A 26,393-nucleotide genomic window follows, 5' to 3' on the forward strand; every position below is an offset into this window, starting at 1 on the left:
GAGGGCACGGGAGGCGGCGGAATGCGAAGGTGGGACGGGATGAGCGGTACGCGCGGGGGCGGACGGGCCGGGGCGCCCCGGAGCTCCGGCGGGGAGGGGCCGCCCCGCGCCGGCGCCGAACTGCTCCGGGAGACCGGGGCCGAGTGGGTCCGGCAGTCGTCGCTGCGGTCCACCTGGGCGGTGGTCGCGGTGGCTCTGGCGGGCATGGCCGTGTTCGCGGCCCTGATGGGCTACACCGAGCTGACGCGCATCCTGGAGAACCCGGACGAGGCGGACAGCGCCGCGTTCATGCGGCTCACCTCCCAGGGGCACTACTACCTGGTGCAGTTCGCGGTGCTGGTCCTCGCGGCGCTCGCCTCCACCGGTGAGTTCGCCAACCAGAGCGTCACGAGCACGCTGCTGTGGCGGCCGAGGCGGGAAGTGGTGCTGGCGGCGCGCACGCTGGTGTCCGCGGGCCTGGCCTTCGGGGTGGGGGTGCTCTCGACCCTGGTGGGGGTGGCGGTGCTGGCGGGGTTCGTGGCCCCGTACGCGGGCGTCGACGTGCCGGAGGCGGTGGTGGCGGCGCTGGGCGCGGGCCTGTGCATGGCGCTGTTCGCGGTGCTGTTCACCGGTGTCGGCACGGCCCTGCGGAGCATGCCGGGCACGATCACCCTGGGTTTCCTGGTGCTGCTGGGCCTGCCGATGGTCATGCAGCTGTCCCAGGTGCAGGCGATCGGCGACGCCGCGTCGCTGATGCCGGGACTGGCCGGCGTCGAGTTCTACGCGGGGGGCGACGTGGGGTTCTACACGGCGCCCTACGACGGGCCGGTGAACATCCTGGCGGTGGTGGGCTGGGCCGTGGCCGCGCAGATCGTGGCCCGCACCGAGCTGCGCGTCCGCGACGTCTAGCCGGCCCCGCAGCCCGCTTCCGTGCGCCCCGCGCCCCGGCGCGTCCTCCCCGCATTCCGCGAGGGGCCGGCCGGGGCCCGGTACGGCGGGCCGGGCGGCGGGGGCACGCCGCCCGGCCCCCCGCCCGGGGCGGGCGCCGGTCAGGGCTGTTCCACGAACTCCACGGCGGGGAAGTCGGCGGAGGGCCCGTCGAGCAGCGGCACGTCCTCGCCGCGCAGGTGGGCGTCGAAGAACGCCGTGATGTAGGCGCGCTGGGTCCGCACCGACTCCTCGGGGTCGATCGTGCCGATGCCCGCCTCGACCGCCTCGTGCCACGCGTTCGAGTCCGGGCGGTGGACCTCGGCGAGGGCGGGCAGGATCCACTGGTGGTCCGTGTAGCCCATGTGCTCGCCGTCGGCCGTGTACAGCTCCAGGACGGGGGCGGACGAGGCCTGCACGAACCTCTGGAAGGCCTCGTTGTACCCGCTGTTGTGCGGCAGGCGCCGGATACCCGACAGCCCGGCGTCGAGGATCGCGAACGGCCGGTCCGCCCCCTCCAGGGTGGAGTCCGCCCACACCCCGTCGCCCGTGTGGTACGAGAGGGTGCCGTCCAGGTCGACGCCCGCGTCGATCCGGTCGTCCACCAGCATCGTCTCGGCCGTGGTCAGGCCCCCGGCGGAGTGGCCGAACATGCCCAGGGCGTCGGTGTCGAGGGAACCGCCCAGGCCGGCGGGCAGTTCCCGGCCGTCCACGTCGGGGTTGCGCCCGGCGGCCAGTTCCGCCACCTGGTCCAGGACGAAGCGGGCGTCCGCCGTCCGGACCGCGATGGCCTCCTGGTAGGTCTCCGTCTCCGTGTCCGGGACCCGGGTCCGGATGACGCGCCCGTCCGGCAGGTCGACGGCGGGCGTCTCGTAGGTGTGGTCCATGGACACGACCGCGTAGCCGTGGGAGGCGAGCTCCTCGGCGTTCGAGGTGTTGAGGAACCGGTTCATCCGGAAGCCGGGGGAGAAGAGGACGACGGGGAAGGGGCCCGCGTCGGCCGCGGCGTCCGCGTCCAGGAGGGCGTTGGCGCGGGACGACTCCAGGTCCACGGTGTCGCGGTGGAGCCCGACCTGCTCCAGCTCGCTCCGCAGCGCTCCCTGGAGAGACCTGGTCATGTACGGGGCCCGCTCCTCCCCGCCGTCCACGGCCGGGTACCAGACGCTCACCGTGAGGTCCCTGTCGTCGGAGCCCTCCGCCCAGGGGTGGCCGCGGCCGGGGTCGACGAGGTGGAGGTCCGTGCGGCCGACCGGGTGCGGACCGGTGGGCTCGGGAGGGTGGAGGACCACGCTTCCCGGGTTGGTGGCGGCGGTGATGGCGGCGGGGGCGGAGAACGTCGCGGTGAGGACGAGCGCGGCGGACCCGTAGGCGAGTGCGCGCTTCCTCCCGGCGGAGCCAGTGCTGATCATGTGCAGCATCCTCGCCCTCCGGGGCGCCCCCGCACATCGCCTGGACGGCAGCGGGCGGATAGGCACAAAGGGGTAGGCGGGCGGAGGGCCGCGCCTCCCCGGCCGGGGAGGCGTCAGCGCCCCCGGAGCAGCCCGGCCTCGTGGGCGAGGACGGCGGCCTGGACCCGGTTGCGGACGCCGAGCCCGGTGAGGATGGCCCCCACGTGCACCTTCACGGTGCCCGGGGCGATGGCGAGGCGGCGGGCGACCTCGTCGTTCGAGCAGCCCTCGCCGACCAGCGCCAGCACCTCGCGCTCGCGCGCGGTGAGCCGGCCCACCCGCTCGCGGGCGGCCGACGCCCGGGACAGGCGGGGGCCGGAGGCGTCGAGTTCGTCGATCACCCGGCGCGCCACCTCCGGCGACAGGTAGGCGCCGCCGTCCGCGACGGCGCGCAGCCCCGCCACCAGCTGCTGGGGGTCCCCGCTCTTGAGGACGAACCCGTCGGCGCCCCCCGCCAGGGCCCGGCCGATGTAGGCGTCCTCGGAGAAGGTGGTGAGGACGACGACCGCCGTCCCCGGGTACTCCGCGACGATCGCCTCCGTCGCCGCCAGGCCGTCCGTGCCGGGCATCTGGACGTCGAGCAGGGCGATGTCGGGCCGGTGCTCCGCCACCAGGGCCACGGCGGCGGCGCCGTCGGCGGCCTCTCCCACGACCTCGATGCCGGGCACCGAGGACAGGATGGCGCGGAGGCCCGCGCGCATCATCGCCTCGTCGTCGGCGAGGACGACGCGCAGCGTCGTGCCCGCGACGCCCGCGTCGCGTCCACCGTCTGTCGCGTTCACCCGGACACCCTACCGGCGGCGCGCCCCCTCACTCGAAGCGCCGGATCTCGTCCTTGGCGACGAGGACGCCGTCCGCGAAGCACAGCCGGTAGACCGGCGGCAGCCCGTTCTCGTGGCGGACCAGGTAGTAGGAGCACACGGAGCCCGGCGGGTCGGGCGGCCGGTCGTCGACCGACTGGCGGGGGTACGCGAAGCGGGGCAGCTCCTGTTCGACCAGGGCCCGGTCGTCGCCGACGGAGATTCGTCCGTACGCCTCCGGCGGCAGGACGCTGTTCGTCCCGACCCACCACAGCAGCGCGAACCCCGCCAGGGCGGCCCCGGCCCCGAGGGCGGCGGGGACGGCCACGGCGGCCACCAGCCGCCGGCGGGCACGGGCCCGGGCCTCGGCGTGGGCGCGCCGCGTCTGCGACGGCGCGTCCACCCCGGCCGGGCCCCCCGGCGCCGGCCCGGCGCCGTCCCCGCCGGAGGGGGCGTCGGGGACGGTCGCCCGCACGGAGAACCCCCGGCCGGGGGCGCCGTCGGCGGGCCCGGTGGCGAGGTCCCCGCCCAACCCCTCCACGAGCGAGCGCAGCCCGGCCAGGCCGGACCCCTCCGGACCCCGGCGGGCCGGGAGGGCCGGCATCGCGCCCGGAGGCCCGGTGTCGAGGACGGACACCCGGGTCAGCCCGCCCTCCCGGACGACCCGCACGGTGACCTCGGACCCCGGCGCGTACTTGGCCGCGTTGGTGAGCGCCTCCTGGACGACCCGGTGCACGGCGGCGCCGCCCGGCGAACCCGGGTCGGGGTCGGTCCCCTCCCGCAGGAGCCGGACCGGCATGCCCGCGTCGGCGGCGCGCCGCACCAGGGCGGCCACCGGTTCGGCGGGCGCGTCGCCGTCGCCCTCGCGCAGCACGCCGATGACCTCGCGCAGGCGCAGGTTGGCCTCGTGGGCGGCGGTGCGCAGCTCGGCGGCGGCGTTCCGTCGGTCCGAGCCGTCGGGCGCGGACATCTCCAGGGCCGCGGCGCGCACCGCGATCAGCGCCAGGTCGTGCCCCAGGGAGTCGTGCATCCGCGTCGCGATCCGGGCCCGCTCCCGGAGGCGGGCGCGGTCGGCGTCCGCGGCGCGGGCGCGCTCCATCCGCTCGGCGATGGCCCAGCCGTCCCGCGCCAGGCGTCCGCGCAGCAGCAGGTAGCGGCCGAGGAGCCACGGGGTGACCGTGGTCAGGGCGACGGTCAGCGCCCCGCCCAGCCAGTCCACGGAGCGGGACAGGAAGGTGCGCGTGTCGTAGCCGGACAGGAGTCCCGTGGCGGCGAACACGGCCAGGGTGAACACGCACGCCGCCACCACCATCGCGGTCACCGGGCGCACCCGTTCGGAGCGCAGCCCGGCCAGGAACGCCAGCGGCAGCAGCGCCAGCCACGGCGTGAGGACGAAGGTCTCCACCAGGAGCACCCCGGACGCCGTCATCTGGAGGACCGCCGCGGAGAGCATGACGCCCAGGGCGGTCAGCGGGTGCGAACGGGACAGGACGGCGGAGACGGCCAGGGCGAGGACCAGGGCGAGCGCCTCGAACACCGGGGGCCGGTCGCGGGAGTCGAACAGCTCGACGACGGTGAGCGCCCCGAGCAGGGTCCACAGGGCCGCCCCGGCGGCCGGGCGGCCCCACCGGAGCACGGTCTCGCGCGTGCCTTCCCGCATGCGCACAGGCTAGCCGGACGGCGGGGGCCGGGGCCGCCGCGGGCCCTCCCGGCCCGGCCGGGAGGGCGGCGGGCGGGGGAGGGGTGTCCGCGGCCCCGCCCGGGCGGCGGTCCCGGCCGCCGTCCTATCCGCACCCCCCGGCCGTGTCCGTGTCGAGGTCGGTCGGCGGCGGTGACAGGTCGGGGACGGGCACCCGGGCCAGGGACGGAGGGTCGGCGGCCCGCGCCTCCCGCTCCAGCCCGAGCGCGTCGGTGACCGCGTCCAGCCGGTCCAGCCCCCAGAAGCGGTGCCGCCCCACCCGGAAGTAGGGGACCCCGAACACGTCGTCCTGGTACAGGTCGTGGAGCGCCTTCAGGCCCTCCTCGCGCAGGTCCGGGTCGTGGGCGGCCGACGCGGCCGTCTCGCCGTCCAGCCCGACCGACGCGGCCAGGTCCTTGACCAGGGCCGGGTCGCAGACGTTCTCGCCGCGCTCCCACCTGGCCTCGGTGACCGCGCGGTAGAACTCGCGCTCCTTCCCCTCGCGGCGCGCGTACAGCCACGCCAGGTGCGGGACCTCCCACCACGGGTCCACGTCGACCGGCCACGACATCGTGTAGCCGAACGAGGCCGCCAACCGCTTGGTGTCGTAGAGGATGTACAGGTGCTTGGCCTTGCTCATGGGCGTGTACAGGAACTCGCCGCCACCGGCGCGCAGCCGGGCCAGCAGGTCGGCGTCGGGCTCCCAGAACGGCCGGTACTCGACGGTGTCCACCGCCTCGGGGTACAGCTCCTCCAGGCGGCGCAGCGCCATCCACGAGAACGGGCTGCGGAACGCGAAGTACAGTCTCGGCGGCTTCCTCACAGTTCGTCACCCTCCTCGTCGTGCGTCTCCGCGGGAACGGTGCCGTCCGGCAGGCGGTGTCCGCGGACGACGGCCGCCCCCGCGGCGCCGTCGGCCGAGACCGAGGTCAGCACGGACACCCGCCCGTCCAGGCCGGGGTCGGTCCGGTGGTGGGCCAGCAGCGCCGCCAGCTGGAACGGGCCGGAGGCGCTGTTGCACTCGCCGACCAGCCGTTTGACGCGGATGCGGACCGGTCCGTCGCCCAGGGCCGCCCGCACGCCCGCGTCCTCGGCCCCGTCCAGGCCCTCGACGCCGTGCTCGCCCGTGGCCACCCCCCACACCTCGTCGGCGCCCACGCCCGCCAGGCGCAGCGCCCGGACGACGCTCGCCTCCAGGGTGCGGGCGGTGTCGTCGGGCCCGCCGGTGCCGAACGCCGACGCCAGGACCTCCGCCTCCGGGGTCCGACCCCGGGAGCGGACCCGCTCGGCGTCCTCGACGACGAACACGGCGGAGCCCTCGCCCAGCGGCACGTCGTACCCCTCGGTCAGGGCCCGGTGCCCCCACGCCATGTGCGGGCTGAACTCCTCGACGGCGCCGGCGAGGAGCACGTCCGCGTGCCCGCCGCCGATGAGGTGCGCGCCGTAGCGCAGCACGTTGAGCCCGGCCATCTGGCCGCCGGCGACGGTCGCGTTCACCCCGCGCAGCTTGTGCCGGATGGCGCTGCTCCCCGCGGGGCAGTTGATCGTCGCGCCGGGGAACATCACCGGGTTGACCAGGTAGGGCCGCTCCTCGACGAGGGTGTCCCGGCTGAACTCGCTGGTGGTGCGGATGCTGCCCGCCGTCGTGCCCAGCACGAGCCCCGCGCGCCCCGCGGCGTCGCCGTCCACGGCGGCGTCGGTGGACTCCAGCGCCAGCTTGGTCGCCACCAGCGCCAGTGCGGTGCTGCGGTCCAGGTGGCGGGTGCCCTTGCGGCCCAGGTGGTCCGCGGCCCGGAAGTCCGGGATGGCGTGCGCCCGGCCGGTGGGCAGCGGGGCGTCGAACATCCCGCTGACGTCGGCGCCGCCGGTCCGGCCCGTGCGCACCGCCTCGGTGAACCCGGCCGCCCCGGTGCCGATCGGTGACACCGCCGACCAGCCGGTGACGGCCAGGACCGGGGACCCGCCCCGTGTGCTGCTCATGAGACCCTCCCGAAGACGGTGATGGCGTTGTTGCCGCCGAAGGCGAACCCGTTGTTCTGCACGATCCGCACGTCGGCCGGGCGCGCCTCGTTGGGCACCGGGTCGATCCCGCCGAGGGCCGGGTCGTGGTGGGAGAAGTTGGTGGTCGGCGGCAGGAACCCGTCCCGCATGCCGATCAGCGACGCGATGGCGCCGAACGCGCTCGACGCGCCCATGGTGTGCCCCAGCATCGACTTGACGGAGCTGATCGGCGGCGGGGCGTCGCCGAACACGTCCAGGACCGCCGTGGCCTCCGCGAGGTCGTTGGCGGGGGTGCCCGTGCCGTGCGCGCAGATGTAGTCCACGTCCCCCGGCCCGATCCCGGCGTTGGCGTGGGCCCGGCGCATGCACTCGGCGATGCCGACCGGGTCGGGGGACACCATGTGGTCGGCGTCGCAGTTGAGCCCGTAGCCCAGCACCTCGCCGTAGACGCGCGCGCCGCGCGCCAGCGCCCCCTCCAGGCTCTCCAGGACGAGGGCCGCCCCGCCCTCGGCGGTGATGATGCCGGAGCGGTCGCGGTCGAAGGGGGAGCTGACGTCCTCGGCGACCGCGCCCAGCCGGAAGAACCCGGCGTGGGCCCAGCGGAGCACCGAGTCGGCGCCGCCCGCCAGCATGTAGTCGGCCGCGCCGGTGCGGACCAGGTCGTAGGCGTACCCGATGGCGTAGTTGCCCGCCGAGCACGCCGTGGCCAGGGTCATGGCCTCACCGGTCAGGCCCAGCTCCCGGTTGACCGCGTAGGCCAGCCGGGACGCGGGGACCTGCCGGGGCAGGTGGGGGCTGAGGCTCTCCCAGCCCCCGGCGACCTCCTCCTCGGTGAGCCGCTCGATGATCTGCGACTCCCCGCTGGTGGTGCCCATGACCGAGCCGGCCCCGGCACGCGACAGCTCGTCCGGGTCGAGTCCGGCGTCGGCGACCGCGAGCCGTGCGGCGGCCGCCGCGAACAGGCTGGAGCGGCCCCACTCGGCGGTGTCGAGCCGCTCCACCATCTCCTGCGGCGCGAAGTCGCGCACCTCGCCCGCGTTGCGGTGCGGGAACCCCGAGGCGTCGAAGGAGGTGATGGGGGAGACGCCGGACCGTCCGGCGCGCACGGCGGCGCCGAACGCGGCGGCCCCCGTCCCCACGTTGGACACGGGCCCCAGGCCCGTCACGACGACCCGGCGCATCAGGCGTTTCCCTCCGTGTACCGGGAGACGACGCGGTACACGCCGTCGAGGCTGCCCATGTCGGGCAGCTCGGTCTGGGGGACGGCGATCCGCAGGGTCTTCTCGATGCGGGCCAGGACCTCGATGGCCTGGAGGGAGTCGGCCTCGTGCTCCTCGGAGAACAGGCCGGTCTCGGAGATCTCCTCGGGCTCGACCTCCAGGACGTCGGCGACGATCTCGCGCAGTTCGTCGATGAGGGCGGTGTCGGTGGCGGTCATGGCGTCTCTCCTTGGTGTGGGTGCTGTTCGCGGTGGCCGCGAAACGGTGCGGTGGTTCGGGTCCGGGGGACGGTGCGGTCGGTGCGGCCCGGGGGCGTGCCCGGCCGGGTCAGATGACGACGCCGCCGTCCACCTGGACGATCTGGCCGGTGATGTAGGAGGCCCGGTCGGAGGCCAGGAACGCCACCAGGTCGGCGACGTCCTCGGCGCTGCCCAGGCGGCGCAGGGGGACCTTGGCGAGGGCGCTGTCGCGCACCTTCTCGCTCAGGCCCCGGGTCATGTCGGTCTCGACGAAGCCGGGCGCGACGGCGTTGACGCGGATGCCGTAGCGGGCGACCTCCTTGGCCATGGCCTTGCTGAGGCCGTTGATCCCGGCCTTGGCCGCGGAGTAGTTGCCCTGGCCGGCGTTGCCGTGGATCCCCATGACGGAGGAGATGTTGACGACGCAGCCGCGCCGGTTCTTGATGAAGTCGAAGACGGTGCTGCGGCAGAGGTTGAACGTGCCGGTGAGGTTGGTGTCGATGACCGCGCTCCAGTCGGCGGCGTCCATCACCGCCACGGGGGCGTCGCGGAGGATGCCCGCCGAGTTGACGAGGAGCTCGGGGTCGCCGAGGGCGGCCTTGGCGTCGGCGACGAAGCCCTGGACCGCCTCCAGGTCGGCGACGTCGCACGCGGCGCTGTAGCAGGCGGCGCCGGCCGCGCGGATCTTCTCGGCCGTTCTCGCGGCGGCCTCGCCGGCGCTGTGGTAGCAGAACGCGATGTCGTAGCCGTCGTCGGCGAGGCGCAGGGCGACGGCGCGGCCGATGCCCCGGGATCCTCCGGTCACGATCGCCACTGGTCTGTCCGTCATGTCGGGTCCTTCCGTTTCTCTGGTGGTGCGGGGGGTGTGCCGGGGGCGGTGGCCCCGTGCGCCCGGCCGAGGGGCGCGCGGGACCCGGGTGGTCTCAGGAGGGTCGGGCGCGCTCCGGTCCGGGGGCCGCCCGGACCGCGGCCTCCCCGGCGGCCGGAGGTCCGGCGCCGGTCCGGGACGGGACCGGCTCCGCGCCGCGGGCGGCGGTCGCCAGGGCGACCTCCTCGGTGATCGCCCCGATCACCGCGTCGCGGGCGCGGTTCAGGTAGAAGTGGGAGCCGGGGAAGCACCGGAGCCCCTGGAAGCGCGGGGCCGCGCCGGCCCAGCCCCTCACCAGCTCCGGCCCCGCCACCGGGTCCGACTCCCCGGCGAACACGGTCACCGGGACCGGTTGCGGGCCGGGAGGGCCCTCCGCCCGCCAGTCCCGCACGAGGGCCAGGTCCGCGCGCATGCGCGGCTCGAACAGGGCCCACAGGGCGTCGTCGGCCAGCACCTCGGCGGGCATGCCGCTCAGACCGCCGACCCGGGCGCGCAGCTCGTCGGAGGACAGCCGGCGGGGGTCGTCGTCGGCCCCCGGGCCGGGCGCCGGGTAGCCGGACATCCCCAGCCAGGCGGCTTCGGCCGTGCCCGAACCGGCCAGCTCCCGGACCAGTTCGTACCCGACGGCCGCGCCCATGCTGTGCCCGAACACCCCGAAGGGGACGTCCGTCAGCGGCGCCACGGCCCCGGCCAGCCGGTCGACCAGCGGTCCCATCCCGGCCGCGAACGGTTCGTGGAGCAGCCTGCCCCGGCCGGGGGCCTCGACCGCGCACACGTCCCAGACCCCGGGGAAGCGGCGGCCCCACCCCCGGAAGGCGGTGTGCGCACCGCCGGCGTGGTGCAGCAGGAACAGCCGGAACTCCGGCGACCCGACCCGGCGGGTGCGGACCAGCGGGGAGGCGTGCGTGGTGCCCTGTGCGCTCATCGGCCCGTGACCACCACGGCCCGGGCCCGTGCCAGGACGCGCTCGCCGCCGCACAGGGCGGTGAGCACGACCCGGACGCGGGAGCCGTCCAGGACGGCGTCGACGCGGCCGGAGACCGCCAGCTCCACGCTCTCCCCGGGCGGTACGACCACCGGGCGCGCGAACCGGGTCTCGTACTCGGCGACCTGCGCCGAGGGCCCGAACCACCCGGTGACGGCGGTCGCGGCGAGGCCCATGGTGAGCATTCCGTGGGCGATGACCCCGGGAAGGCCCAGCGCCTCGGCCGCGCGTTCGTCGTAGTGGATGGGGTTGAAGTCGCCCGAGGCGCCCGCGTAGCGGACCAGGTCGGCGCGGGTGAGGGCGAAGCGCCGCTCGGGGAGCCGCGCGCCGGGTGCGTGCGACGTGTCGGGGAGGGGTGCGGTGGGAGTGGTCATGGGGTGTCCGCCCAGGTGATCAGGGTGGTGGTGGCGGTGCACACGTCCTCGCCCCCGGCCGTGCGGATGTCGCTGCGCAGCGCCACCAGGTCGTTGGCGCCCAGGGTCTCCACCCGGGTGACGCGGACCTCGACGGTGAGCACGTCTCCGGGGCGGACGGGGCGGGTGTGCCGGAAGGACTGGTCGCGGTGGATGACCCGGGAGAAGTCGAAGCCCAGCTCCGGGTCGAGCACCGCCGCCTCCTGCGCCTTCATGGCGAGGACGATGGGGAAGGTCGGCGGGGCGTCGTCGCCCCCGGGCGCCCCGACGGCCGCGCGGAACTCGCGGATCTTCTCCCGGCCCACCTCGTAGGTGTCCGCGGACCGGTAGACCCGGCCGACCAGTGCGCCGTTCAGTCCCATGCCGTGCCTCCTCCCGTGTGGTGGTGTCCGGTTCCGGCGGCCCGGGGCGGGACCGCCGTGCCGGCCGGGGCCGCTCTCCGGTTCCGGGTCCCCTCGGGGCGCATCAGGCGCCACCCCCCTCGCGCAGGACCAGCGCGCCGATGTTGCCGTCGTGGCCCACGGCGGTGACCAGGGCCAGGCGCGGCCGGTCGGAGGGATCGCTGCGCCATGCCGCGAGCAGCCCCGCGACCTGCATGGCGCCGGCCGCGCTGTAGCACTGGCCCACGGCCCGCGTCACGTCGCGGACGGGCGGGACGCCGCCCAGGGCCAGGGCGATCCCCCGGAGCTCGGCGCGCTCCACGCCCACCAGGCCGGTGGATCCGGGGGAGACCTCCGTGACGTCCCCGGGGGCGACGCCGCTGCGGGCCAGGGCGCGGCGCACGTGCTCGGCGACGGCCTTCGCCCGGTCCCCGCGCGAGGCGGGGTGGAAGCCCACCTCCACGCCCAGCACCTCGGCGGCGATCCCCGCGCCGCCGGCGCGCGCCGCCTCGGAGGTGGTGACCACGAACGCGGCGGCCCCCTCGCCGATCGGGGTGCCCTCGGCCAGGGTCCCCGAGGCGTGCCAGCCCCAGGCGAGCGGTGCGCTCAGCTCCTCCACCCCGCCGACCACGAGCCGGTCGGCGCGGCCGAGGGACAGCACCATCCGCGCGTGCCGGAACGCGTTCATGCCGGACGCCTGGCCCGCGGCGAGGGTGACGTTGGCGCCGCGCAGCCCGTTCCAGATGGCGATCTGGCCGGCGCAGCAGTTGAGCACCGTGTTCGGGAAGCGCGACGGGTTGACCAGGTAGGGGCGCTCCTGGAGGAGCGTGTCGCCCGCCAGGTCCATGAGGCTCTGGGTGCTGCCGGTGCTGGTGGTGACGACGACCCCGGTGCGGTCGGCCTCCGCCCCCGCGGGGGCCCCGGCCAGGGCCAGCTTGGCCGCGACCAGCCCGAACCCGGTCAGCCGGTCCAGGTTGCGGGTCCCCTTGCGGCCCACGTGGTCGCGTAGGCGGAACCCCTCCACCGAGCGCACCCCGAGCGGCGGGTAGTCGTCGGCGTCGTCGCCCACCGGGGCGGAGTGGCCGACGCCGCCGGAGCCGAGCACGCCGCCCAGGGACTCCAGGCCCAGCCCGGCCGCCGACACCACGCCGGCGGACGTGATCGCGAGCGGGACGGCGGCGGGGAGCGCGGGCCGGTCCGCGGTGCCCGGTCCGGTCGCCAGGACGGTCATGCGGGCCTCCCGAGGATGGTGATGACGTTGTTGCCGCCGAAGGCGAAACCGTGGTTCTGGACGATCCGCGGGGCGGCGTCGCGCCCGCGCCCCGGGACCACGTCCAGGTCCGGCCCCAGGGCCGGGTCGACCGTGCCGACGTTCGCGGTGGGCGGCAGGAACCCGTCGTGCAGGGCCTTGCAGCACACGACCGCGCCGAACCCGCTGGCCGCGCCCATGGTGTGGCCGATCATCGACTTGATGGAGCTGATGGGCGGCACGCGCCCGCCGAACACCTCGCGTACCGCCTGTACCTCGGTGGCGTCGTTGGTGGGGGTGCCGGTGCCGTGCGCGCACACGTAGTCGACCTGGTCGGGGGTGATCCCCGCGGAGGCGTGCGCGTCCCGGATGCACGCGGCGATGCTCCCCGGGTCCGGGTGCACCATGTGCTTGGCGTCGCAGTTGACCCCGTAGCCCAGGATCTCCGCGTAGACGCGGGCCCCCCGCGCCACCGCGGAGTCCAGTGGCTCCAGGAGCAGGGAGACCCCGCCCTCGCCGGTGATGATGCCCGCGCGGTCCTTGTCGAAGGGCCGGCACACGTCGGGGGCGAGAGCGCCCAGGGCGTGGAACCCGGCGTGCGTGAAGCGGTTCACCGCGTCGGCGCCGCCCGCGAACATCAGGTCGGCCTCGCCGGTGCGCACCAGGTCGAACGCGTGGCCCAGGGCGTAGTTGCTGGCCGAGCACGCGGTCGGGACGGTCTGGGTGTCACCGCCCAGGGCCAGCTCGGTGCTGACCGCCGCGGAGATCTGGCTGGCCGGGGCCTGCGCGACCACGCGGGACGAGAACTCCTTCATCCGCCCCGACACCCACTGCTCCCCGAGCACGGAGGACACGGTGGCCTCGCCGCTGGTCGTCCCCATGATCACGCCCGAACGGCCGTGCGACACCGCCTCCGGGGCCAGGCCCGAGTCCTCCAGGGCGAGCCGGGACGCGGCCGCGGCCAGCTGGCCGCTGCGGCCCCACCGGTCGGGGTCGATCCGGCGGAGGATCTCGCGGGGCGCGAAGCCGCGGACCTCGCCCGCCATCCGGTAGGGGAACCCGGAGGCGTCGAACGAGGTGATCTCGGCCGTGCCGCTGCGGCCCTCGCGGATGGCCGCCGCGAACGCGTCGGCGCCGATGCCGACGCTGCTCACCGCCCCGAGGCCGGTGATGACGACGCGTCTGGTCTCAGGCACGGGCCACCTCGCCGTACTCCCGGACGGCGGCGGCGAGCAGCTCGAAGTTGAGGAGCTGCGGCAGGTCGGTCTTGGGAATGACCACGCCCACCTCCTTCTCGATGCGCGCCACGACGGTGATCAGGGAGAGGGAGTCGCCCTCGTAGTCCTCCACGAAGTGCCCGGTGGGGGTGAGTTCTCCGTCCTCCAGTTCCAGTTCCTGGCTGACGATCTCGCGGAGTTTCCCGATCATCGCGCCGGATTCTTCGACGGTCGTCCTCTCGGTCATCGTGGTTCCCCTCGGATCGGAGGGCCCGCTGTTCGGGCCGGTCTTCCACCAGCTTGGCCACCGCCCGGCGGGCCGCGCAATAAGACTGCGCCTTTGTACCTCCCGTATTCATCGAAAGTGACATGCGGTCAACTTTGATCGAAAATTGATCGGTGTTTTATTCGGCGGTGCAAGGCTGTTGTCAAAGGTCAATGAATTTGCGAGAGGTGGTGCAATGGCTTCCGTCGCGGAAATGGACATCGACATTCCGGCCGACCTCGGCTTCAGGGCGACCCTCGACCGCACGCTGGTGCACCGGAGCGCGGTCTCGGAGGTCTTCGTCACCGACCTGCGCCCGGTGTCGGAGACCGACGTCGTGGCCGCGGCCCAGCTCCCCCTGAACCACGGCTACTTCAGCGACCACGGGCGGAGCCCGGCCGTCTTCGACGTGCTCCTCCTGCTGGAGGCGGGCCGGCAGGCGGCCATCGCCGGGACCCACGCCCACATGGGGGCCAGGGCCGGCACGCAGATGATCGTGGACCGGTTCGCCATCGACACGGACCCCGCCGCGCTGCTGTGCGGCGACCGCCCCGGCGAGCTGGTGATCGACAACCGGTTCACCGTCGTCCGCCGCAGGAGGGACCGGGTCCGGGCCGGGCGCGTGGAGCAGGTGTTCCGCGTGGACGGGGTCCGGGCCGGCACCCACACCATGGACGTGCTGTTCCTGACGCCCGGCGAGTACGAGGCCGTCCGCCACGCCCAGCTGGGCGGGCCCGCGCCGCTGACGAGCGGACAGACCGCCGCGCCGACCGGCGTCGAGCCGCGGACCGTCGGCCGCACCAACCCCCTGAACGTGGTCCTGGGCGTCCCCGTGGCCCGCGACGGCGCACTCACCGCCGAGGTCCGGCCCCGCTGGGACAACCCGTCCCTCTTCGACCACCCCTACGACCACCTGCCGGCGGCCGTCCTCACCGAGGCCGCCCGCCAGCTGGCCCTGGCCGTGCCCGTCCCCGGCGGCTCCGGAACCCCGGGGGCCCGGCGCGTCACGGGCGTCCGCGCCGGCTTCACCGGCTTCGCGGAGCTGACCTCCCCCGTGCTCGCCTCCACCCCGGCGGACGGGATCGCGACCGGGGAGCGCCGCGTCCGCTTCGAGCAGGACGGCGCCCGGATCGCCGACACCACCCTGACCGTCACCGACACGTCCCGCCTCGGGACGGAGGAGACCCCACGATGAGCACTTCCCGCGTCACCGCGGTGTGGACCGACTTCGGCGGCGTCCTCACCCCGCCCATCGCCGAGACCATGCAGAAGTTCTGCGCGCGCACGGGCATCGACGCGCACGCCCTGCTCACGGTCATCGGCGAGGTCACCGAGGGCTTCGGCACCGACGACTACATGGAGCCGATCGACACCCCGCTCGTCACCGAGGCCGAGTGGCTGGACCGCATCGGCGTCCTCCTGCGGGAGCGGTACGGCATCGACCGCCGCATCACGACCCTGGCCGACGACTGGTTCGAGGACCGCGAGACCAACCACGCCTGGGTCGCCGAACTGGAGGCCCTGCGCTCCCGGGGCGTGTTCGTCGGGATGCTCTCCAACATGGTCCCCACCTGGGACGCCCACTGGCGCCGCATGGTGGACGCCGACGCCCTCTTCGACGACGTGGTGATGTCCTTCGAGGTCGGCGCGCGCAAGCCCCAGGCCGCGGTGTTCGACCTGGCCGCGCGGCGCGCGGGCGTCCCCCCGGAGCAGTGCCTGCTCGTGGACGACAACGAGCGCAACTGCGAGGGCGCCCTCGCGGCGGGCTGGAGGGCCATCCGCTTCGGGGACACCGCCGAGGCCGCCGCCGAGCTGGCGCGCCTGGTCGGCACGCCCGAGGACGCCGTCCGATGAGCCGCCGCGTCCTCGTCACCGGGGGCAACCGCGGCATCGGCCTGGCGGTCGCGCGCATGTTCGCCGCCCAGGGGGACGAGGTCGTCGTCACCCACCGGGACGGGTCGCCGCCCGACGGGCTCGACGGCGTGCGCTGCGACGTCCGCGACCCCGGCTCCGTCGAGGAGGCGGTCGAACGGGTCCGCCGGGACCACGGGCCCGTGGAGGTCCTCGTCTCCAACGCCGGGATCACCCGGGACGGCCTCCTCCTCGGCATGAGCGACGCCGAGTTCACGGAGGTCGTCGACACCAACCTGGTGGGCGCGCTGCGCGTCACCCGCGCGGTCCTCACCGACATGGTGCGCGCCCGGTGGGGCCGCCTCGTCTACGTCTCCTCCCTCACCGGCCTCGTCGGAGCCCCCGGCCAGGCCAACTACGCCGCGTCCAAGGCCGGGCTCATCGGCCTCGCCCACTCCGTCGCCCGCGAGGTCGGCAAGCGCGGGATCACCGCGAACGTCGTCTCCCCGGGGCTGGTGGACACCGACATGACCTCCGATCTCGCGGGCCCGCGCCGCGAGGCCCTGATCGGCCGCACGGCGGTGGGCCGCGCCGGGACCCCCGAGGAGGTCGCCGCCGCCGTGCGCTTCCTCGCCTCCGACGGGGCGGGCTACGTCACCGCGGCGAACATCCCCGTCAACGGCGGTGCCGAGGTCGGCTGACCCGGCACGCCCGCCGCGGACCGCCCCCGTACCCGGGACGGCCGCGGACCCCGACCACGGAACGGAACGACAGCCCGGCGGCCGCAGCGCCGCCGGACCGACACAGCGAAGGAAGACACCCATGTCCCAGACCGAGACCACCCTCGACATCGCCCACAAGATGGGCGACATCTTCAACGGGCTCGACGCCGAGGTCGCCCACAAGTACGTGGCCCCGGAGTTCGTCGACCACGAGGCCCCGCCCGGCACCCCCGGCGGCCCCGACGGCTACCTCGGCACCGCGAAGTGGATGAACAGCGTCTTCGCCGACGCCAGGTGGGACCGGATCGACAGCTTCGCCGACGGTGACAAGGCCGTCATCCACCTGCGCTTCACCGGCCGCCACGTCCGCGAGTTCCTGGGCATCGAGGCCACCGGCGCCGACGTCGCCTTCGAGCACATGCACATCTACCGGGTCCGGGACGGCAAGGTCGTCGAGCACTGGGGCTGCCGCCAGGACCTGTTCCTCATGCTCCAGATCGGCGCCGTCCAGCTCGACCTGCGCCCCTTCACCCCCGACGAGGAGCCCGTCTCCTTCTGACCGCACGCGGGGACCCGGGCCGGTCCGGGTCCCCGCGCCCCGCACCGGGGCCGCGCCGACCACGAAGGAGGGCACGCCGTGCCCAGGATCGCCTACGTCTTCCCCGGCCAGGGATCACAGGAGCCCGGCATGGGCGCCCCCTGGGCGCACACCCCCTCCTGGGGTCTCGTGGAGCGCGCGTCGCGGGTCAGCGGCCGGGACGTCGCCGGCCTGCTGCTCCGGGCGGACGCCGACACGCTCCGCCGCACCGACAACGCCCAGCTCGCCACGTTCGTCCTGGCCTGCGTCGCGCACGGCGAGGTGCGCGACGCCCTGCCGGGGACCAGGCCGGTCGCCGTCGCCGGGCACAGCCTCGGCGAGTACACGGCACTGGTCGCCTCGGGCGCGCTCGCCTATGACGACGGGGTGCGCCTGGTCGCCGCGCGGGGCGAGGCCATGCGCGGGGCCACCGAGCTCACCCCCGGCACCATGGGCGTGGTCCTCGGCCTGGACGTCCGCGCCGTGCAGCGGATCGCCGACGGCCTCCGCCGCGACGGCGCCCGCGTGTGGGTCGCCAACCTCAACTCGCCCCGCCAGAGCGTCCTGTCGGGCGCCCCGGAGGGTGTGGCGCTCTGCGCGGAGGCCGCCCTCGCCGAGGGGGCCGCCCGGGTCGTGGACATCCCCGTGGGCGGCGCCTTCCACAGCCCGCTGATGGAACCCGCCCGCGCCCGCCTGCGCGCGGTCCTCGCCCGCGCCGAGCTGCGCACGGCGGACGTGCCCGTGGTCGCCAACGTGGACGCCCGCCCCCACACCCGCCCGGACCTGTGGCCCGGGCTCATGCTCGACCAGCTCACCCGCCCGGTGCGCTGGCTCGACGGGGTGCGGACCCTCACCGGGGACCTCGGTGCCGACCTCCTGGTCGAGATCGGCCCGGGGCGGGTCCTCACCGGGTTCACCCGGCGCATCAGCCCCGGCACCGGCCGCCTGTCCGTCTCCGCGCCCGACCACGTGCCCGCCCTGGCGGCGGCCGTCGGCGCGGCGGGGGAGGACGGAGCCCCGGTCCCCGCCGCCCACGGGGCGGCCTGACCCGCTCCGGGCCCCGCGCCGCGGAGGTCCCGGAGGCACCACGAAGGAGTACCAGTGTTCGCAGGAGTCGGCAGGACCACGGACCGCCACAGGTGGTGGGCGGCGGCCCCCGCGGCCGTCCCCGCCGGGGGCGGCGGCGCGCAGGACGCCCCGGCCGGCGGCGCGGGAGGCGGGCCCGCGGCCACGGGGCGGCGCCGGCGCCGCCCGGACCGGGGGGCCGGTCCGACGGCCGGCGCCCCCGGCCACCCGTGGAGCGCCGCGGCGGGCGCCGCGGCCGTCGCCCTCACCGCGGCGCTGTTCGCCGACTGGGACACCCTGGTCGGTCCCCTCGCCGGGGCGGTGACCGGCCGGGGCTTCCCCCTGCCCGGAGCCGTCACCACCCCGTGGCCGGACCTGGCGGTCCTGACCGCCGTGCTCGTCGCCGCGCTGCACCCCCTGCTGCGCCGCGGAGCCCGGACGGACACCCTTCCCGGCGCCTGGTCGGTCCCGGTGACCGCGTTCGCCGCCGCGGGGCTGGCGGGCGCCGCCGCGGGCCTGCTGGCCGGCGGGTCCGCCGGAGGGGCCGCCGCGACGGTGTGGCACCTGCTCGCCCAGACCGGGCAGGGCGGCCTGTTCGGCCTGCTGTTCGGGGCGCCCGCGGCGGTCGCCGTCCTGGCGGCCGAACGCCTGGCCCCCGGGGCCCGGCGGGGCCCCGCCGGGGCGGGGGGACCGCGCCCCGGGGCGGCGCCGGCCGCCGGGGACCCCGGCGGGGCGCGGACCCGGGGGCGCTCCCCGTACGCCGCGCTCACCGCGGCCCTGCTCCTCCTCCCGACGGCGGTCATGGGGGCGGGCGCGTACCTGCTCGGCACGGACGCCCCCGGCGACTGCTCCCCGCTCGCCTGCGCCTCACCCGTCGACGAACTCCTGCTCAACGGCGAGGTCGGGCTGCGCCTCGCGGTCCCCGGGTGGGCGGCGGCCGTCGCCGTCGCGGCGGCCCTGCGCGCGCTCCCGCCCACCCGCGGGTGGCCCCTGTGGTCCCACCTCCTGCTCGCGGTCGGCGGGACCGGGCTCGCCGTCGTCCTGCTCTCCGGCCTGGTCGTCGGCTCCGACGTCTGACCCCGGCCCGCCCCGCCCCGCACCGGCCGCCCGCACCTTCGCACCCCCAAGGACAGACGATGACCGGAAGAAGCCCCGCACCCAGCAGACGCGCCTTCCTCGGAACCGCCGCGGCGGCCGGGATCGGCGGGCTGGCCTGGTTCGCCGCACGCCCGGCGACGGCCGCCCCGCCCCCTCCCGCGGCCCGCCGCGCCTACATCGGCGGGTTCACCGCCGGCGAGTACGGGCTGCCGGGGCTCCCCGGCATCGGGATCGGCAGCGTCGGCGCGGACGGCTCCCTGCGGATCGACGGCTACCACGAGGGCATCGACAACCCCTCCTACCTGGCGGCGGGGCCCCGGGGCGACGTCCTCTACGCGGTCAGCCAGACCGGCGACGGCCACGTGCACGCCTTCCGGATCGGGGGCGACGGCGGGCTGGAGCCCCTCAACGCCGCGCCCACCGAGGGCGCCGCCCCCGTCCACCTGGCCGCCCACCCCGACGGCCGGTTCCTCATGACCGCCAACTACGACTCGGCGGGTGTCGCCGTCCACGCCCTCGCCGAGGACGGCTCGATCGGGGCGCTGCTGGACCTGGTCGAGCACGAGGGCTCCGGCCCCGACCCGGAGGAGCAGGCCGCCCCGCACCCGCACATGTGCCTCTTCGTGCCCGGGACCCACGACGTGATCGTCCCCGACAAGGGCAACGACCACGTGTACGTCTACTCCCTCGACCCCGGCACCGGGAGGCTTACCGAGCGGAGCCGCACCCTCGTCGCGGAGGGGGCCGGCCCCCGGCACGCCGCGCTCCACCCCTCCGGCCGCCACCTGTACGTCTCCAACGAGCTCGGGTCCACCGTGACCGCCTTCGCCTACGACCCCGTCGGCGCCGTGCTGACCCCGGGGGAGTCGGTGTCGGTGGCCGCCCCGGGCGCCGACCCGCGCAACGCGCCCTCCGGCGTGGTCGTCGACGCCGGCGGCCGGTTCGTCCTCACCGCCGACCGGGGCCTGGACACCGTGGTCTCCTACGCGGTCCGCGACGGCGGCGCCTCCCTGGACCTGGTGGAGTCCCAGCCGGTCACCACCAAGGGCCCGGGGACGCGCTGGCCCCGGGGCATCGCCCTGGACCCCTCCGGCCGCTACGTGTACGCGGCCAACCAGGCCGGGCAGTCCGTCACCGTGCACCGCGTCTCGGCCGCCGGGCGGCTCACCCCCGTGGGCGCGCCGGTCCCGGTGGCCAGCCCCTCGTGCGTCGTGCTGTCAGAGCGCTGACCCGCGGTCGGCCGGGGAGAACTCCCGGTCGAACACCCTCCCGGACGTGTGCTGGCGGGCGATCCGCCGCAGCGCCGCGAGCAGGGGGTCGCCGAACACGGTCCACAGCACCAGCCGCTCGACCAGGGCGTCCTCGTCCGCGTACAGGCCCAGGACCCCTATCTCGGCGCCGGTCATCCGGTCGGCGGCGGCCGCGTAGGCCTCGACCACCACCGCGGTGTCGGCGTCGTCCAGCCAGTGGAGGGTCCTGAGCAGCTTGACCAGCGTGCGCCAGGACGCCGTGTCCTGGTCGACCGTCCACCCGTGCCGGTCGGCGACCCTCCTGGCCAGGGCCAGCGCCTCGTCGTCCGCCGGGTCGACGTCGGTGTGCGGGGCGGAGGAGGCGCCCTCCAGGGTCCGCAGGACCATGCCGAAGGTCTCGTGCGGCGTCCTGGTCCCGCCCGCCATGGCGCCCAGCAGGCCGCGTACCTGGTCCGGGTCCAGCCCGCCCACCTCCACCAGCACGCGGACCAGGCGCAGGCGGCGCAGATCCTCGGGGCTGTACCCGTGTCTCTCGGAGGGATGGGAGATCAGGCGCTCCCGCTGGTAGTACTCGACCGTTGCCACGGGCACCGAGGCCCGGTCGCTCAGCTCCGAGATGCGCACAGGTGGCTCGCTTTCCGCTCCGAGGGGCGTCGGCCCGGGACCCTGGGGGACCGGACCGCACGCCGGGCCCTTGTGTGATTGATCGAACGCGGTCAGTGATGACGCGGGGGAGGGCGGTGTCGCCGCGGCCGTCCCTCGGTCAACTCAACCAGCCCGGGGAACGTCCGGACATACCACGAAAGAGGCATCGCGTCCTCAGTTGACGGAGCCGCGGGAGGCGCTCGGGGCTCCGGACGCGCCGGTGAGGATGGCGTGCTGGAGGCGGCACAGCTCCTCGGAGGGCTCCAGCCCCAGCTGGTCGTGCAGGGTGTCCCGTGCCGCCCGGAAGGCGCTCAGCGCCTCGCCGCGGCGTCCGGACCGGCTCAGCGCGTCGATGAGCCGGGCGTGGAACCCCTCGTGCAGGGGGTAGACGCTCACGAGGTCCCGGAGCTCGGGCAGGACCTCGCGGTGGAGCCCCAGCCGGAGGGCGGAGTCCACGCGCAGCTCCCTGACCCGCGTGTAGGTCTCGGTCAGGCGTGCCACGTGCCCGGCCAGGACGCGGCCGGGGCGGACGTCGGACAGGACCGGGCCCCGCCACAGGGAGAGCGCCTGCTCGGCCCGGTCCACCACCTCGTCGTGGCGGTGCTCGGTCCACAGGATCTGCGCCTGGCCGACCAGCTGCTGGAAGGCGAACAGGTCCAGCTCCTCCGGCGCCAGGTCCATCCGGTACCCCGGTCCCCGGGTCAGCAGGACCCGGCGTGCCGTGTCGGCCCCGCAGGAGCGTTCCAGGGCGCCGCGCAGGTGGTAGACGTGCGTGCGGATCGTCTTGAGGGCCGTGGTCGGCGGCTCGCCGTCCCACAGCTCGTCCATCAGGGTGTCCACGCCCACGGTCTGGTTGGCGCGGACGAGGAGGAGCCCGAGGAGCCGGGCGACCTTGGGGCCCCGGCGGAGCGCCTCGCCCCCGCGGGACTCCAGCTCCAGGGGACCGAGGATCTTGAAGCGGGTCATCGCGTCTCTCCTTCTCGTTCTGGGCCCCGGCCGCGCTCCGGTCGGGCTCCCGGGGGCCTCGGGGCCGGGACCGCCGGCCGCCCGGGGGCGGCCCCCGCTCGCCCCCGTCCCGGTCCGGTACCGGGAAACCGTGTTCTGACCTGCGGTCACAGGGGAAATCTAGGACCGCCGACGGGCGTCCACAAGCGGATTGTCCGCAAGGTGCCAGGCCTGTACCTCGAAGGAGGTACGGGGCGGGGCGCGCGGGGGAAGGGCGCGGGGGCGCGGGGCCGGCGCGCGGGGAAGGGGCGGGCCGGGGCGCGGGTCCGGGCGTCGAGGGGGAGGGGGCGGCGGAGGGGCGCCGCCCGGGGTCAGAAGCGCGGCTCGGCCTTCTTGCGGTGCGAGGGCAGGGCCCCGGTCTCCACCGCCTTGTTCACGGCGTCGATCCGCGAGACCGCGTCGAGCTTCTCGAAGATGTTGCGCATGTGCCGCTTGACGGTCCCCTCGGTGATGTCCAGGCTCCGGGCGATCTCCCGGTTGCTCATGGCCTCGGACACCAGTCTCAGGACCTCCACCTCGCGCGGGGTGAGCGTCGAGTCGGTCGTCGGCGGCCGGTGCCAGTTCGGGGAGGAGACGACGACCGTCGTGCGGTCGGGGTCGCGCAGCCCCCGGATGGCCGCGACCAGGGTCACCATGTCCACCGTCTTGTGCAGGTACCCGCGCACGCCGAGGGAGAGCAGGTCGCTCACGAGCGCCGAGTCGTCGTGCATGCTCAGGATGACCACGTGCGTGTCGGGCGCGTGGTGCAGCAGCTCCCGCACGGTGTGCCGGGGGTCGTGCTCCGGCATCTCCAGGTCGAGGAGGACGACGTCGGCGCGTGCGGCGACCACGGTCGGGACCAGGGAGCGGGCCGAGCCCACGCTGGCGACCACCTCCAGTCCGGGCTGGGCCCGTAACAGGTCGCAGAGGGCCTCGCGCAGCAGGTGGTGGTCGTCGACCACGGCGATCCGGATCATCGTGCGGACTCCGCTCCGATCGAGGGGGTGGTGATGGGGACGAGGATCATCGTGCGGGTCCCGTCCTCGGGTGAGCTGAGGAACCGGACGCGCCCGCCCAGGGCGGTGATGCGCTCGGAGAGGGAGGTCAGGCCGGTCGAGGCGCCGTCCTCGGAGCCGCGGGCCAGCTGCGCCTCCACGTCGAACCCGGAGCCGTCGTCCGAGGCGATCGCCCGGACCTCGGCGCGGTCGAGGCGCACGGCGATGTGCACCTGGGCGGCCCCCGCGTGCCGCACGGAGTTGCGCAGGCACTCCCGCAGCACGAGGAACAGCTCGTCGAGGAAGTGCGGGGGCACCCACGACTCCTCGCCGGAGAAGTCCATGCGGACCTCGGGCACCGTCAGTTCGAGGGAGTCGGCGTAGGAGCGCAGGGCGGTTTCGAGCGACCCCGCGCGCTCGCTGCGGCGCTGGTCGGAGATGAGCACGCGGAGCTGCTGGTTGAGTTCGAGGAGCGCGCCCTTGAGGGCGCGCAGGCGACCGTTGGCCTTCGCGTCGGGCTTGTGGACGGAGAGCAGCTCGTACAGTTCCAGCTGCCGGTTGGCGAGGCTGACGGAACTGCCGAGGCGGTCGTGCAGCTCGCGGGCGAGGAAGCGCCGGAACTCCTGGTTGGCGGCCTGCTCCTGGCTCAGGAAGCGGGCGTTGGCACGGATCTGGGCGGCCTCCATGCGCAGGGTGGTCTCGTTCTGGGCGGTGACGAGCGCGGCCCGCACCCCGGCCGACGGGGCGTCGGGCGGCAGGGCGGCGGTGATCTCCTCGAAGAGGAAGCGGGCCGCCTGGCCGGTGTGGCGCGGGTGGATGGCCCAGGACTCCTCCTCCAGCTCGGCCCAGTAGGTCTCCGTCATGCGGTTGACGCGCTGGGAGGGGCGGCCGTGGTGGAGGCTCCAGGCGCTGTCGCGGATGACGGAGGCGGCCCACGCGGAGGCGTACGGCCAGGAGTCCGGATCGGTCCTCAGCGGGTTGTGCTCCGCGAAGAGGCGGGTGGAGAGGCGCCCCACCAGTTCGGGGGTCCTTCTCAGAAAGGAATCGGCGTGGGAGTTCTCCGGGAAGGGCGGCAGAACGCCGTTCTCCCACTCGGGGAAGGCCGAATCCTTACCATGCATAGGATGGTCGTGTCCATTCATTGAGCGCGTCACGAGAGGACCTGTCGTGTAAGGGGACGTGAATGCGGTTCGGGGCCGCGGATTCGGGTCCCGAGGACGACCGGTGGGAAGCGGTCCGGGCACGGCCCGGCGGAGGTCCTCACGTTCCTGTGTGTTCGCGCCACCCCCCGGTCAGGCGATTCCCGTCGGACTCCGCCGTGTGCAGCGCTTCCCCGGGCGCTGGTACGGAGTCCCACCCGATTTCTCCCGCGAAGGTCCTTTCTGGGAGGGGTCTGGGCGCGAATGTCCTGTTGGAGCCGGTTGGGGTCCGCGTCCGCCTGGTTCGGGTTTGTGTTTCAGTAGCGTATGTGATGGCGGAGCGGGCGGAAAAGGTTCTCGCGGGCCGGTTCCGGTCAATGGCAGAAGTCGGAAGAATCGCAGGTCAGGGCACAATGTCTGACTTGTGGCTTAAGTCACTTATATCCGTGTTGCGGTGGCGCTTTCGCGGGGGGAGGGACCGGCCCGGGCCGCCTCCGGGCCGCAACCCCTCAGCCGCGGTCGAAGGCGGGCGCGAGGGCCGCCTCGAACCGGGCCACCCAGTCGGCCGGGCCGCCCTCCACCCACGGGCAGTCGCGGACGAAGTGCTCCCACTCGTGCGCCATGGAGTCCCCGGTGAAACCCGCCCCCTCGCGCAGGCGCCGCTCGTCCAGGCCCTCGGCCGCCTCGCCCAGCTCCGCGCGCAGCAGCGGCAGGAGCAGCCCGCGGGAGAGCCTGCAGCGCTCGCCCAGCAGGACGGCGTCGTACAGGTCCTTCCCCTGCGGGTAGGCGTCGGTGTACAGCCACTGCACCTTCCAGGCGAGGGAGAGCTCCGCGCTCGCCACCGGCACCTCCGCGCCGGCGACCACGGCCCGGACGGGCGGGACGGGCAGGAGCTCGTTGAACACCACGTCGACCTGCACGGTGCCCGGCGGCACCCCGTCGGCGCTCCACGGGACCACGACGCGGCGCCCCGGGGCCCTCTCGTACGTCCAGATGCCCTCCGTCCGCGCACCGCCCGTGTCGAAGGAGACCCCCTCGGCGTCCGCGCCCGCGACCGCGGCGACGAGGTCGGCGAACATGCGGTCCGCCGGTTCGCCGAACGGCGCGGTCTCGGCGGGGACCACCACGAAGTCCAGGTCGCGCGGGCGGCGGGCGGCCCGGCCCACCCACACGGGCATGGCCATGCTGCCGCGCAGGACGAGGGAGTCGCGCCAGGGCGTGCGTGCGATGGCCCGCAGGGCGGCCTCCATCGCCCGCCGGTTCGCGTCCCACCAGCGGTCACCGGCCGCCGGGTCGTCGAACACCGGCTCCCCCGCCCGGAGGGCCCGGTCGAACTGCTTGAGCGCGGGGTCGAACACCGCCGCCTGGACGGCGGCCGGCCCGGCGGTGTTCGGCAGGAACGTGCCGGGGAGCCGGTCGTGCACGGGTCCGCCCTCCGGCGGGACCTCCTCGCCCTCGGGGACCGGGGCGGCCCCCAGCCACCCCGCGTCCAGGGACACCGCGGTGTCGTGCACGACGAACTCGCGCTCGACCGACAGCACGCGCGGCCGCGGCCCCTCCCCCCGCTCCGTCGACACGCCGGCGCCCTGGAGCGCCCGGAACAGCGCCGCCTCGAGGCGCTGCGCCTCCCGGCGGCCCACCCGCGAACACCGCTGGGTGACGAACCGCTCCTGGAAGCCGTCCTCGCGGACCCTGCGCGCGTTGCGGGACAGCCGGGCCCGGTGCGGCTCCACGACCGCCGAGAGCGCGCCGAGGTCGGCCCCCGGCGGGAGCAGCAGCTTGACGTGCGTCTCGAAGTAGGTCCCCGCCGGGAGCAGGGCCGCGGCCCCGCGCGTCGCGGGGACGCCGGAGTCCTCCCGGGGCACCTCGATCTTGGTGCGGACGACCGCGAGCCCGGCCTCCGCCAGCCGCCCGGCCCACCGCTCCGCCGCGGCGAGCTCCTCCGCCAGAGAGCCCTTGCCGTGGAACGTGACCATCGGCTGGGAGGGCGACTCCCCGCGGTCCAGCTCGATGTGCGTGAACTTGAGCCCGACCCCCTCCGCCCACCGGGCGGCCCCGGCCACGAGTTCCGGGGTCGGCGCGTCCAGCGTCAGGTGGGTCTCGAAGTGGCTGGAGGACTCCATCGGGGACCTTCTCCTGTCTCGGGGGACGCGCCCGGGACCAGGGCACGTGTCTGGTGGGATGCGCGGAATGGGGTGCCTCCGGTTCGGTCCGGGCCACACGCGCACAGCACGAAACCGTGGTGGAGTCGACCCTAACGGCTACTTCCCCTACGATGGCTGCGTTCAGGATGTGACCCTTCCGGTCTGACAGGGTCCCTCCCAACACCCTCTTGAGGTTCTGTTCCTGACGTGCCCTCTGGTTTCGTATTCGAGTGCGACACAACGACTTGGACGTG

Annotated in this window: 27 protein-coding genes; 8 read left to right on the forward strand and 19 right to left on the reverse strand. The window is 75.3% G+C overall.

Annotation, left to right across the window (positions count from 1 at the left end; genetic code table 11):
* Window positions 1-39: 39 nt before the first annotated feature.
* The gene (locus tag ABZ234_RS05395; RefSeq protein WP_355011117.1) at window positions 40-888 is read left to right on the forward strand and encodes an ABC transporter permease; all 849 of its coding nucleotides are present in this window, start codon (window positions 40-42) and stop codon (window positions 886-888) included.
* A gap of 140 nt (window positions 889-1,028) precedes the next feature.
* Here ABZ234_RS05395 and ABZ234_RS05400 read toward each other — a convergent pair whose 3' ends face one another.
* The 14 genes from ABZ234_RS05400 to ABZ234_RS05465 form a co-directional block, all read right to left on the reverse strand.
* Entirely contained in the window at window positions 1,029-2,315 is a 1,287-nt protein-coding gene (locus ABZ234_RS05400; RefSeq protein ID WP_355011118.1) for an alpha/beta hydrolase, read from the reverse strand.
* A gap of 113 nt (window positions 2,316-2,428) precedes the next feature.
* A complete protein-coding gene (locus ABZ234_RS05405) occupies window positions 2,429-3,136 on the reverse strand; it encodes a response regulator transcription factor (protein ID WP_267947859.1) in 708 nt (235 codons plus the stop codon).
* 28 nt (window positions 3,137-3,164) lie between these two features.
* A complete protein-coding gene (locus ABZ234_RS05410) occupies window positions 3,165-4,814 on the reverse strand; it encodes an ATP-binding protein (protein WP_355011119.1) in 1,650 nt (549 codons plus the stop codon).
* A 124-nt stretch (window positions 4,815-4,938) separates the two neighbouring features.
* A complete protein-coding gene (locus ABZ234_RS05415; RefSeq protein WP_267947861.1) occupies window positions 4,939-5,655 on the reverse strand; it encodes a DsbA family protein in 717 nt (238 codons plus the stop codon).
* Complete coding sequence (locus ABZ234_RS05420) at window positions 5,652-6,812, reverse strand: beta-ketoacyl synthase N-terminal-like domain-containing protein (RefSeq protein WP_267947862.1); 1,161 nt, start codon at window positions 6,810-6,812, stop codon at window positions 5,652-5,654. Before ABZ234_RS05420 ends, ABZ234_RS05415 begins: the two co-directional genes overlap by 4 nt.
* Window positions 6,809-8,014 (reverse strand): beta-ketoacyl-[acyl-carrier-protein] synthase family protein, encoded by a 1,206-nt coding sequence (locus ABZ234_RS05425; RefSeq protein WP_355011120.1) that lies wholly within the window; start codon window positions 8,012-8,014, stop codon window positions 6,809-6,811. The genes ABZ234_RS05420 and ABZ234_RS05425 overlap by 4 nt, the downstream gene beginning before the upstream one ends.
* Window positions 8,014-8,271, reverse strand: a complete 258-nt coding sequence (locus tag ABZ234_RS05430) for an acyl carrier protein (RefSeq protein WP_267947864.1) — start codon at window positions 8,269-8,271, stop codon at window positions 8,014-8,016. Before ABZ234_RS05430 ends, ABZ234_RS05425 begins: the two co-directional genes overlap by 1 nt.
* Window positions 8,272-8,380: 109 nt before the next feature.
* Entirely contained in the window at window positions 8,381-9,121 is a 741-nt protein-coding gene (gene fabG / locus ABZ234_RS05435) for a 3-oxoacyl-[acyl-carrier-protein] reductase (protein WP_355011121.1), read from the reverse strand.
* 94 nt (window positions 9,122-9,215) lie between these two features.
* A complete protein-coding gene (locus tag ABZ234_RS05440) occupies window positions 9,216-10,085 on the reverse strand; it encodes a thioesterase domain-containing protein (protein ID WP_355011122.1) in 870 nt (289 codons plus the stop codon).
* Window positions 10,082-10,519 carry a MaoC/PaaZ C-terminal domain-containing protein gene (locus ABZ234_RS05445; protein ID WP_355011123.1) on the reverse strand — a complete coding sequence of 146 codons (438 nt, stop codon included), beginning with the start codon at window positions 10,517-10,519 and terminating at the stop codon, window positions 10,082-10,084. The genes ABZ234_RS05440 and ABZ234_RS05445 overlap by 4 nt, the downstream gene beginning before the upstream one ends.
* On the reverse strand, window positions 10,516-10,920 hold the full coding sequence (locus ABZ234_RS05450) for a MaoC family dehydratase N-terminal domain-containing protein (RefSeq protein WP_344184881.1): 405 nt from the start codon (window positions 10,918-10,920) through the stop codon (window positions 10,516-10,518). The genes ABZ234_RS05445 and ABZ234_RS05450 overlap by 4 nt, the downstream gene beginning before the upstream one ends.
* Window positions 10,921-11,023: 103 nt before the next feature.
* Window positions 11,024-12,169: a beta-ketoacyl synthase N-terminal-like domain-containing protein gene (locus ABZ234_RS05455; protein ID WP_355011124.1), complete on the reverse strand. Its 1,146-nt coding sequence runs from the start codon at window positions 12,167-12,169 to the stop codon at window positions 11,024-11,026.
* Window positions 12,166-13,383, reverse strand: a complete 1,218-nt coding sequence (locus ABZ234_RS05460; protein ID WP_355011125.1) for a beta-ketoacyl-[acyl-carrier-protein] synthase family protein — start codon at window positions 13,381-13,383, stop codon at window positions 12,166-12,168. Before ABZ234_RS05460 ends, ABZ234_RS05455 begins: the two co-directional genes overlap by 4 nt.
* Window positions 13,376-13,651, reverse strand: coding sequence for an acyl carrier protein (locus ABZ234_RS05465; protein WP_267947871.1), 276 nt, complete (start codon window positions 13,649-13,651; stop codon window positions 13,376-13,378). The genes ABZ234_RS05460 and ABZ234_RS05465 overlap by 8 nt, the downstream gene beginning before the upstream one ends.
* 214 nt (window positions 13,652-13,865) lie before the next feature.
* On the opposite strand from ABZ234_RS05465, the gene ABZ234_RS05470 reads away from it, so the two are divergent.
* The 7 genes from ABZ234_RS05470 to ABZ234_RS05500 all read left to right on the forward strand — a co-directional run bounded on the left by ABZ234_RS05470 (window position 13,866) and on the right by ABZ234_RS05500 (window position 20,211).
* Window positions 13,866-14,864 (forward strand): AfsA-related hotdog domain-containing protein, encoded by a 999-nt coding sequence (locus ABZ234_RS05470; RefSeq protein WP_355011126.1) that lies wholly within the window; start codon window positions 13,866-13,868, stop codon window positions 14,862-14,864.
* Window positions 14,861-15,523, forward strand: coding sequence for an HAD family phosphatase (locus ABZ234_RS05475; protein ID WP_267947873.1), 663 nt, complete (start codon window positions 14,861-14,863; stop codon window positions 15,521-15,523). The genes ABZ234_RS05470 and ABZ234_RS05475 overlap by 4 nt, the downstream gene beginning before the upstream one ends.
* A complete protein-coding gene (gene fabG / locus ABZ234_RS05480; RefSeq protein ID WP_267947874.1) occupies window positions 15,520-16,221 on the forward strand; it encodes a 3-oxoacyl-ACP reductase FabG in 702 nt (233 codons plus the stop codon). Before ABZ234_RS05475 ends, fabG (ABZ234_RS05480) begins: the two co-directional genes overlap by 4 nt.
* Before the next feature lie 121 nt (window positions 16,222-16,342).
* Window positions 16,343-16,801: an ester cyclase gene (locus tag ABZ234_RS05485; RefSeq protein WP_355011127.1), complete on the forward strand. Its 459-nt coding sequence runs from the start codon at window positions 16,343-16,345 to the stop codon at window positions 16,799-16,801.
* 78 nt (window positions 16,802-16,879) lie between these two features.
* On the forward strand, window positions 16,880-17,866 hold the full coding sequence (locus ABZ234_RS05490) for an ACP S-malonyltransferase (protein WP_355011128.1): 987 nt from the start codon (window positions 16,880-16,882) through the stop codon (window positions 17,864-17,866).
* A 54-nt stretch (window positions 17,867-17,920) separates the two neighbouring features.
* Entirely contained in the window at window positions 17,921-18,961 is a 1,041-nt protein-coding gene (locus tag ABZ234_RS05495) for a hypothetical protein (RefSeq protein ID WP_355011129.1), read from the forward strand.
* 59 nt (window positions 18,962-19,020) lie between these two features.
* Complete coding sequence (locus tag ABZ234_RS05500; RefSeq protein ID WP_344184570.1) at window positions 19,021-20,211, forward strand: lactonase family protein; 1,191 nt, start codon at window positions 19,021-19,023, stop codon at window positions 20,209-20,211.
* Here the strand turns inward: ABZ234_RS05500 and ABZ234_RS05505 are convergent.
* The 5 genes from ABZ234_RS05505 to ABZ234_RS05525 all read right to left on the reverse strand — a co-directional run bounded on the left by ABZ234_RS05505 (window position 20,200) and on the right by ABZ234_RS05525 (window position 26,118).
* Window positions 20,200-20,856, reverse strand: a complete 657-nt coding sequence (locus ABZ234_RS05505) for a MerR family transcriptional regulator (protein ID WP_344184571.1) — start codon at window positions 20,854-20,856, stop codon at window positions 20,200-20,202. The genes ABZ234_RS05500 and ABZ234_RS05505 overlap by 12 nt on opposite strands.
* Before the next feature lie 195 nt (window positions 20,857-21,051).
* Window positions 21,052-21,843 carry an AfsR/SARP family transcriptional regulator gene (locus ABZ234_RS05510; protein WP_344184572.1) on the reverse strand — a complete coding sequence of 264 codons (792 nt, stop codon included), beginning with the start codon at window positions 21,841-21,843 and terminating at the stop codon, window positions 21,052-21,054.
* 350 nt (window positions 21,844-22,193) lie between these two features.
* Window positions 22,194-22,838 carry a response regulator transcription factor gene (locus ABZ234_RS05515; RefSeq protein ID WP_344184573.1) on the reverse strand — a complete coding sequence of 215 codons (645 nt, stop codon included), beginning with the start codon at window positions 22,836-22,838 and terminating at the stop codon, window positions 22,194-22,196.
* Window positions 22,835-23,977, reverse strand: coding sequence for an ATP-binding protein (locus ABZ234_RS05520; protein ID WP_355011130.1), 1,143 nt, complete (start codon window positions 23,975-23,977; stop codon window positions 22,835-22,837). Before ABZ234_RS05520 ends, ABZ234_RS05515 begins: the two co-directional genes overlap by 4 nt.
* Before the next feature lie 527 nt (window positions 23,978-24,504).
* Entirely contained in the window at window positions 24,505-26,118 is a 1,614-nt protein-coding gene (locus tag ABZ234_RS05525) for a nucleotidyl transferase AbiEii/AbiGii toxin family protein (RefSeq protein ID WP_355011131.1), read from the reverse strand.
* Window positions 26,119-26,393 lie beyond the last annotated feature (275 nt).

Origin of the sequence: Nocardiopsis sp. NPDC006198 (assembly GCF_040613895.1) — a bacterium.
Classification (GTDB): Bacteria; Actinomycetota; Actinomycetes; order Streptosporangiales; family Streptosporangiaceae; genus Nocardiopsis; species Nocardiopsis tropica.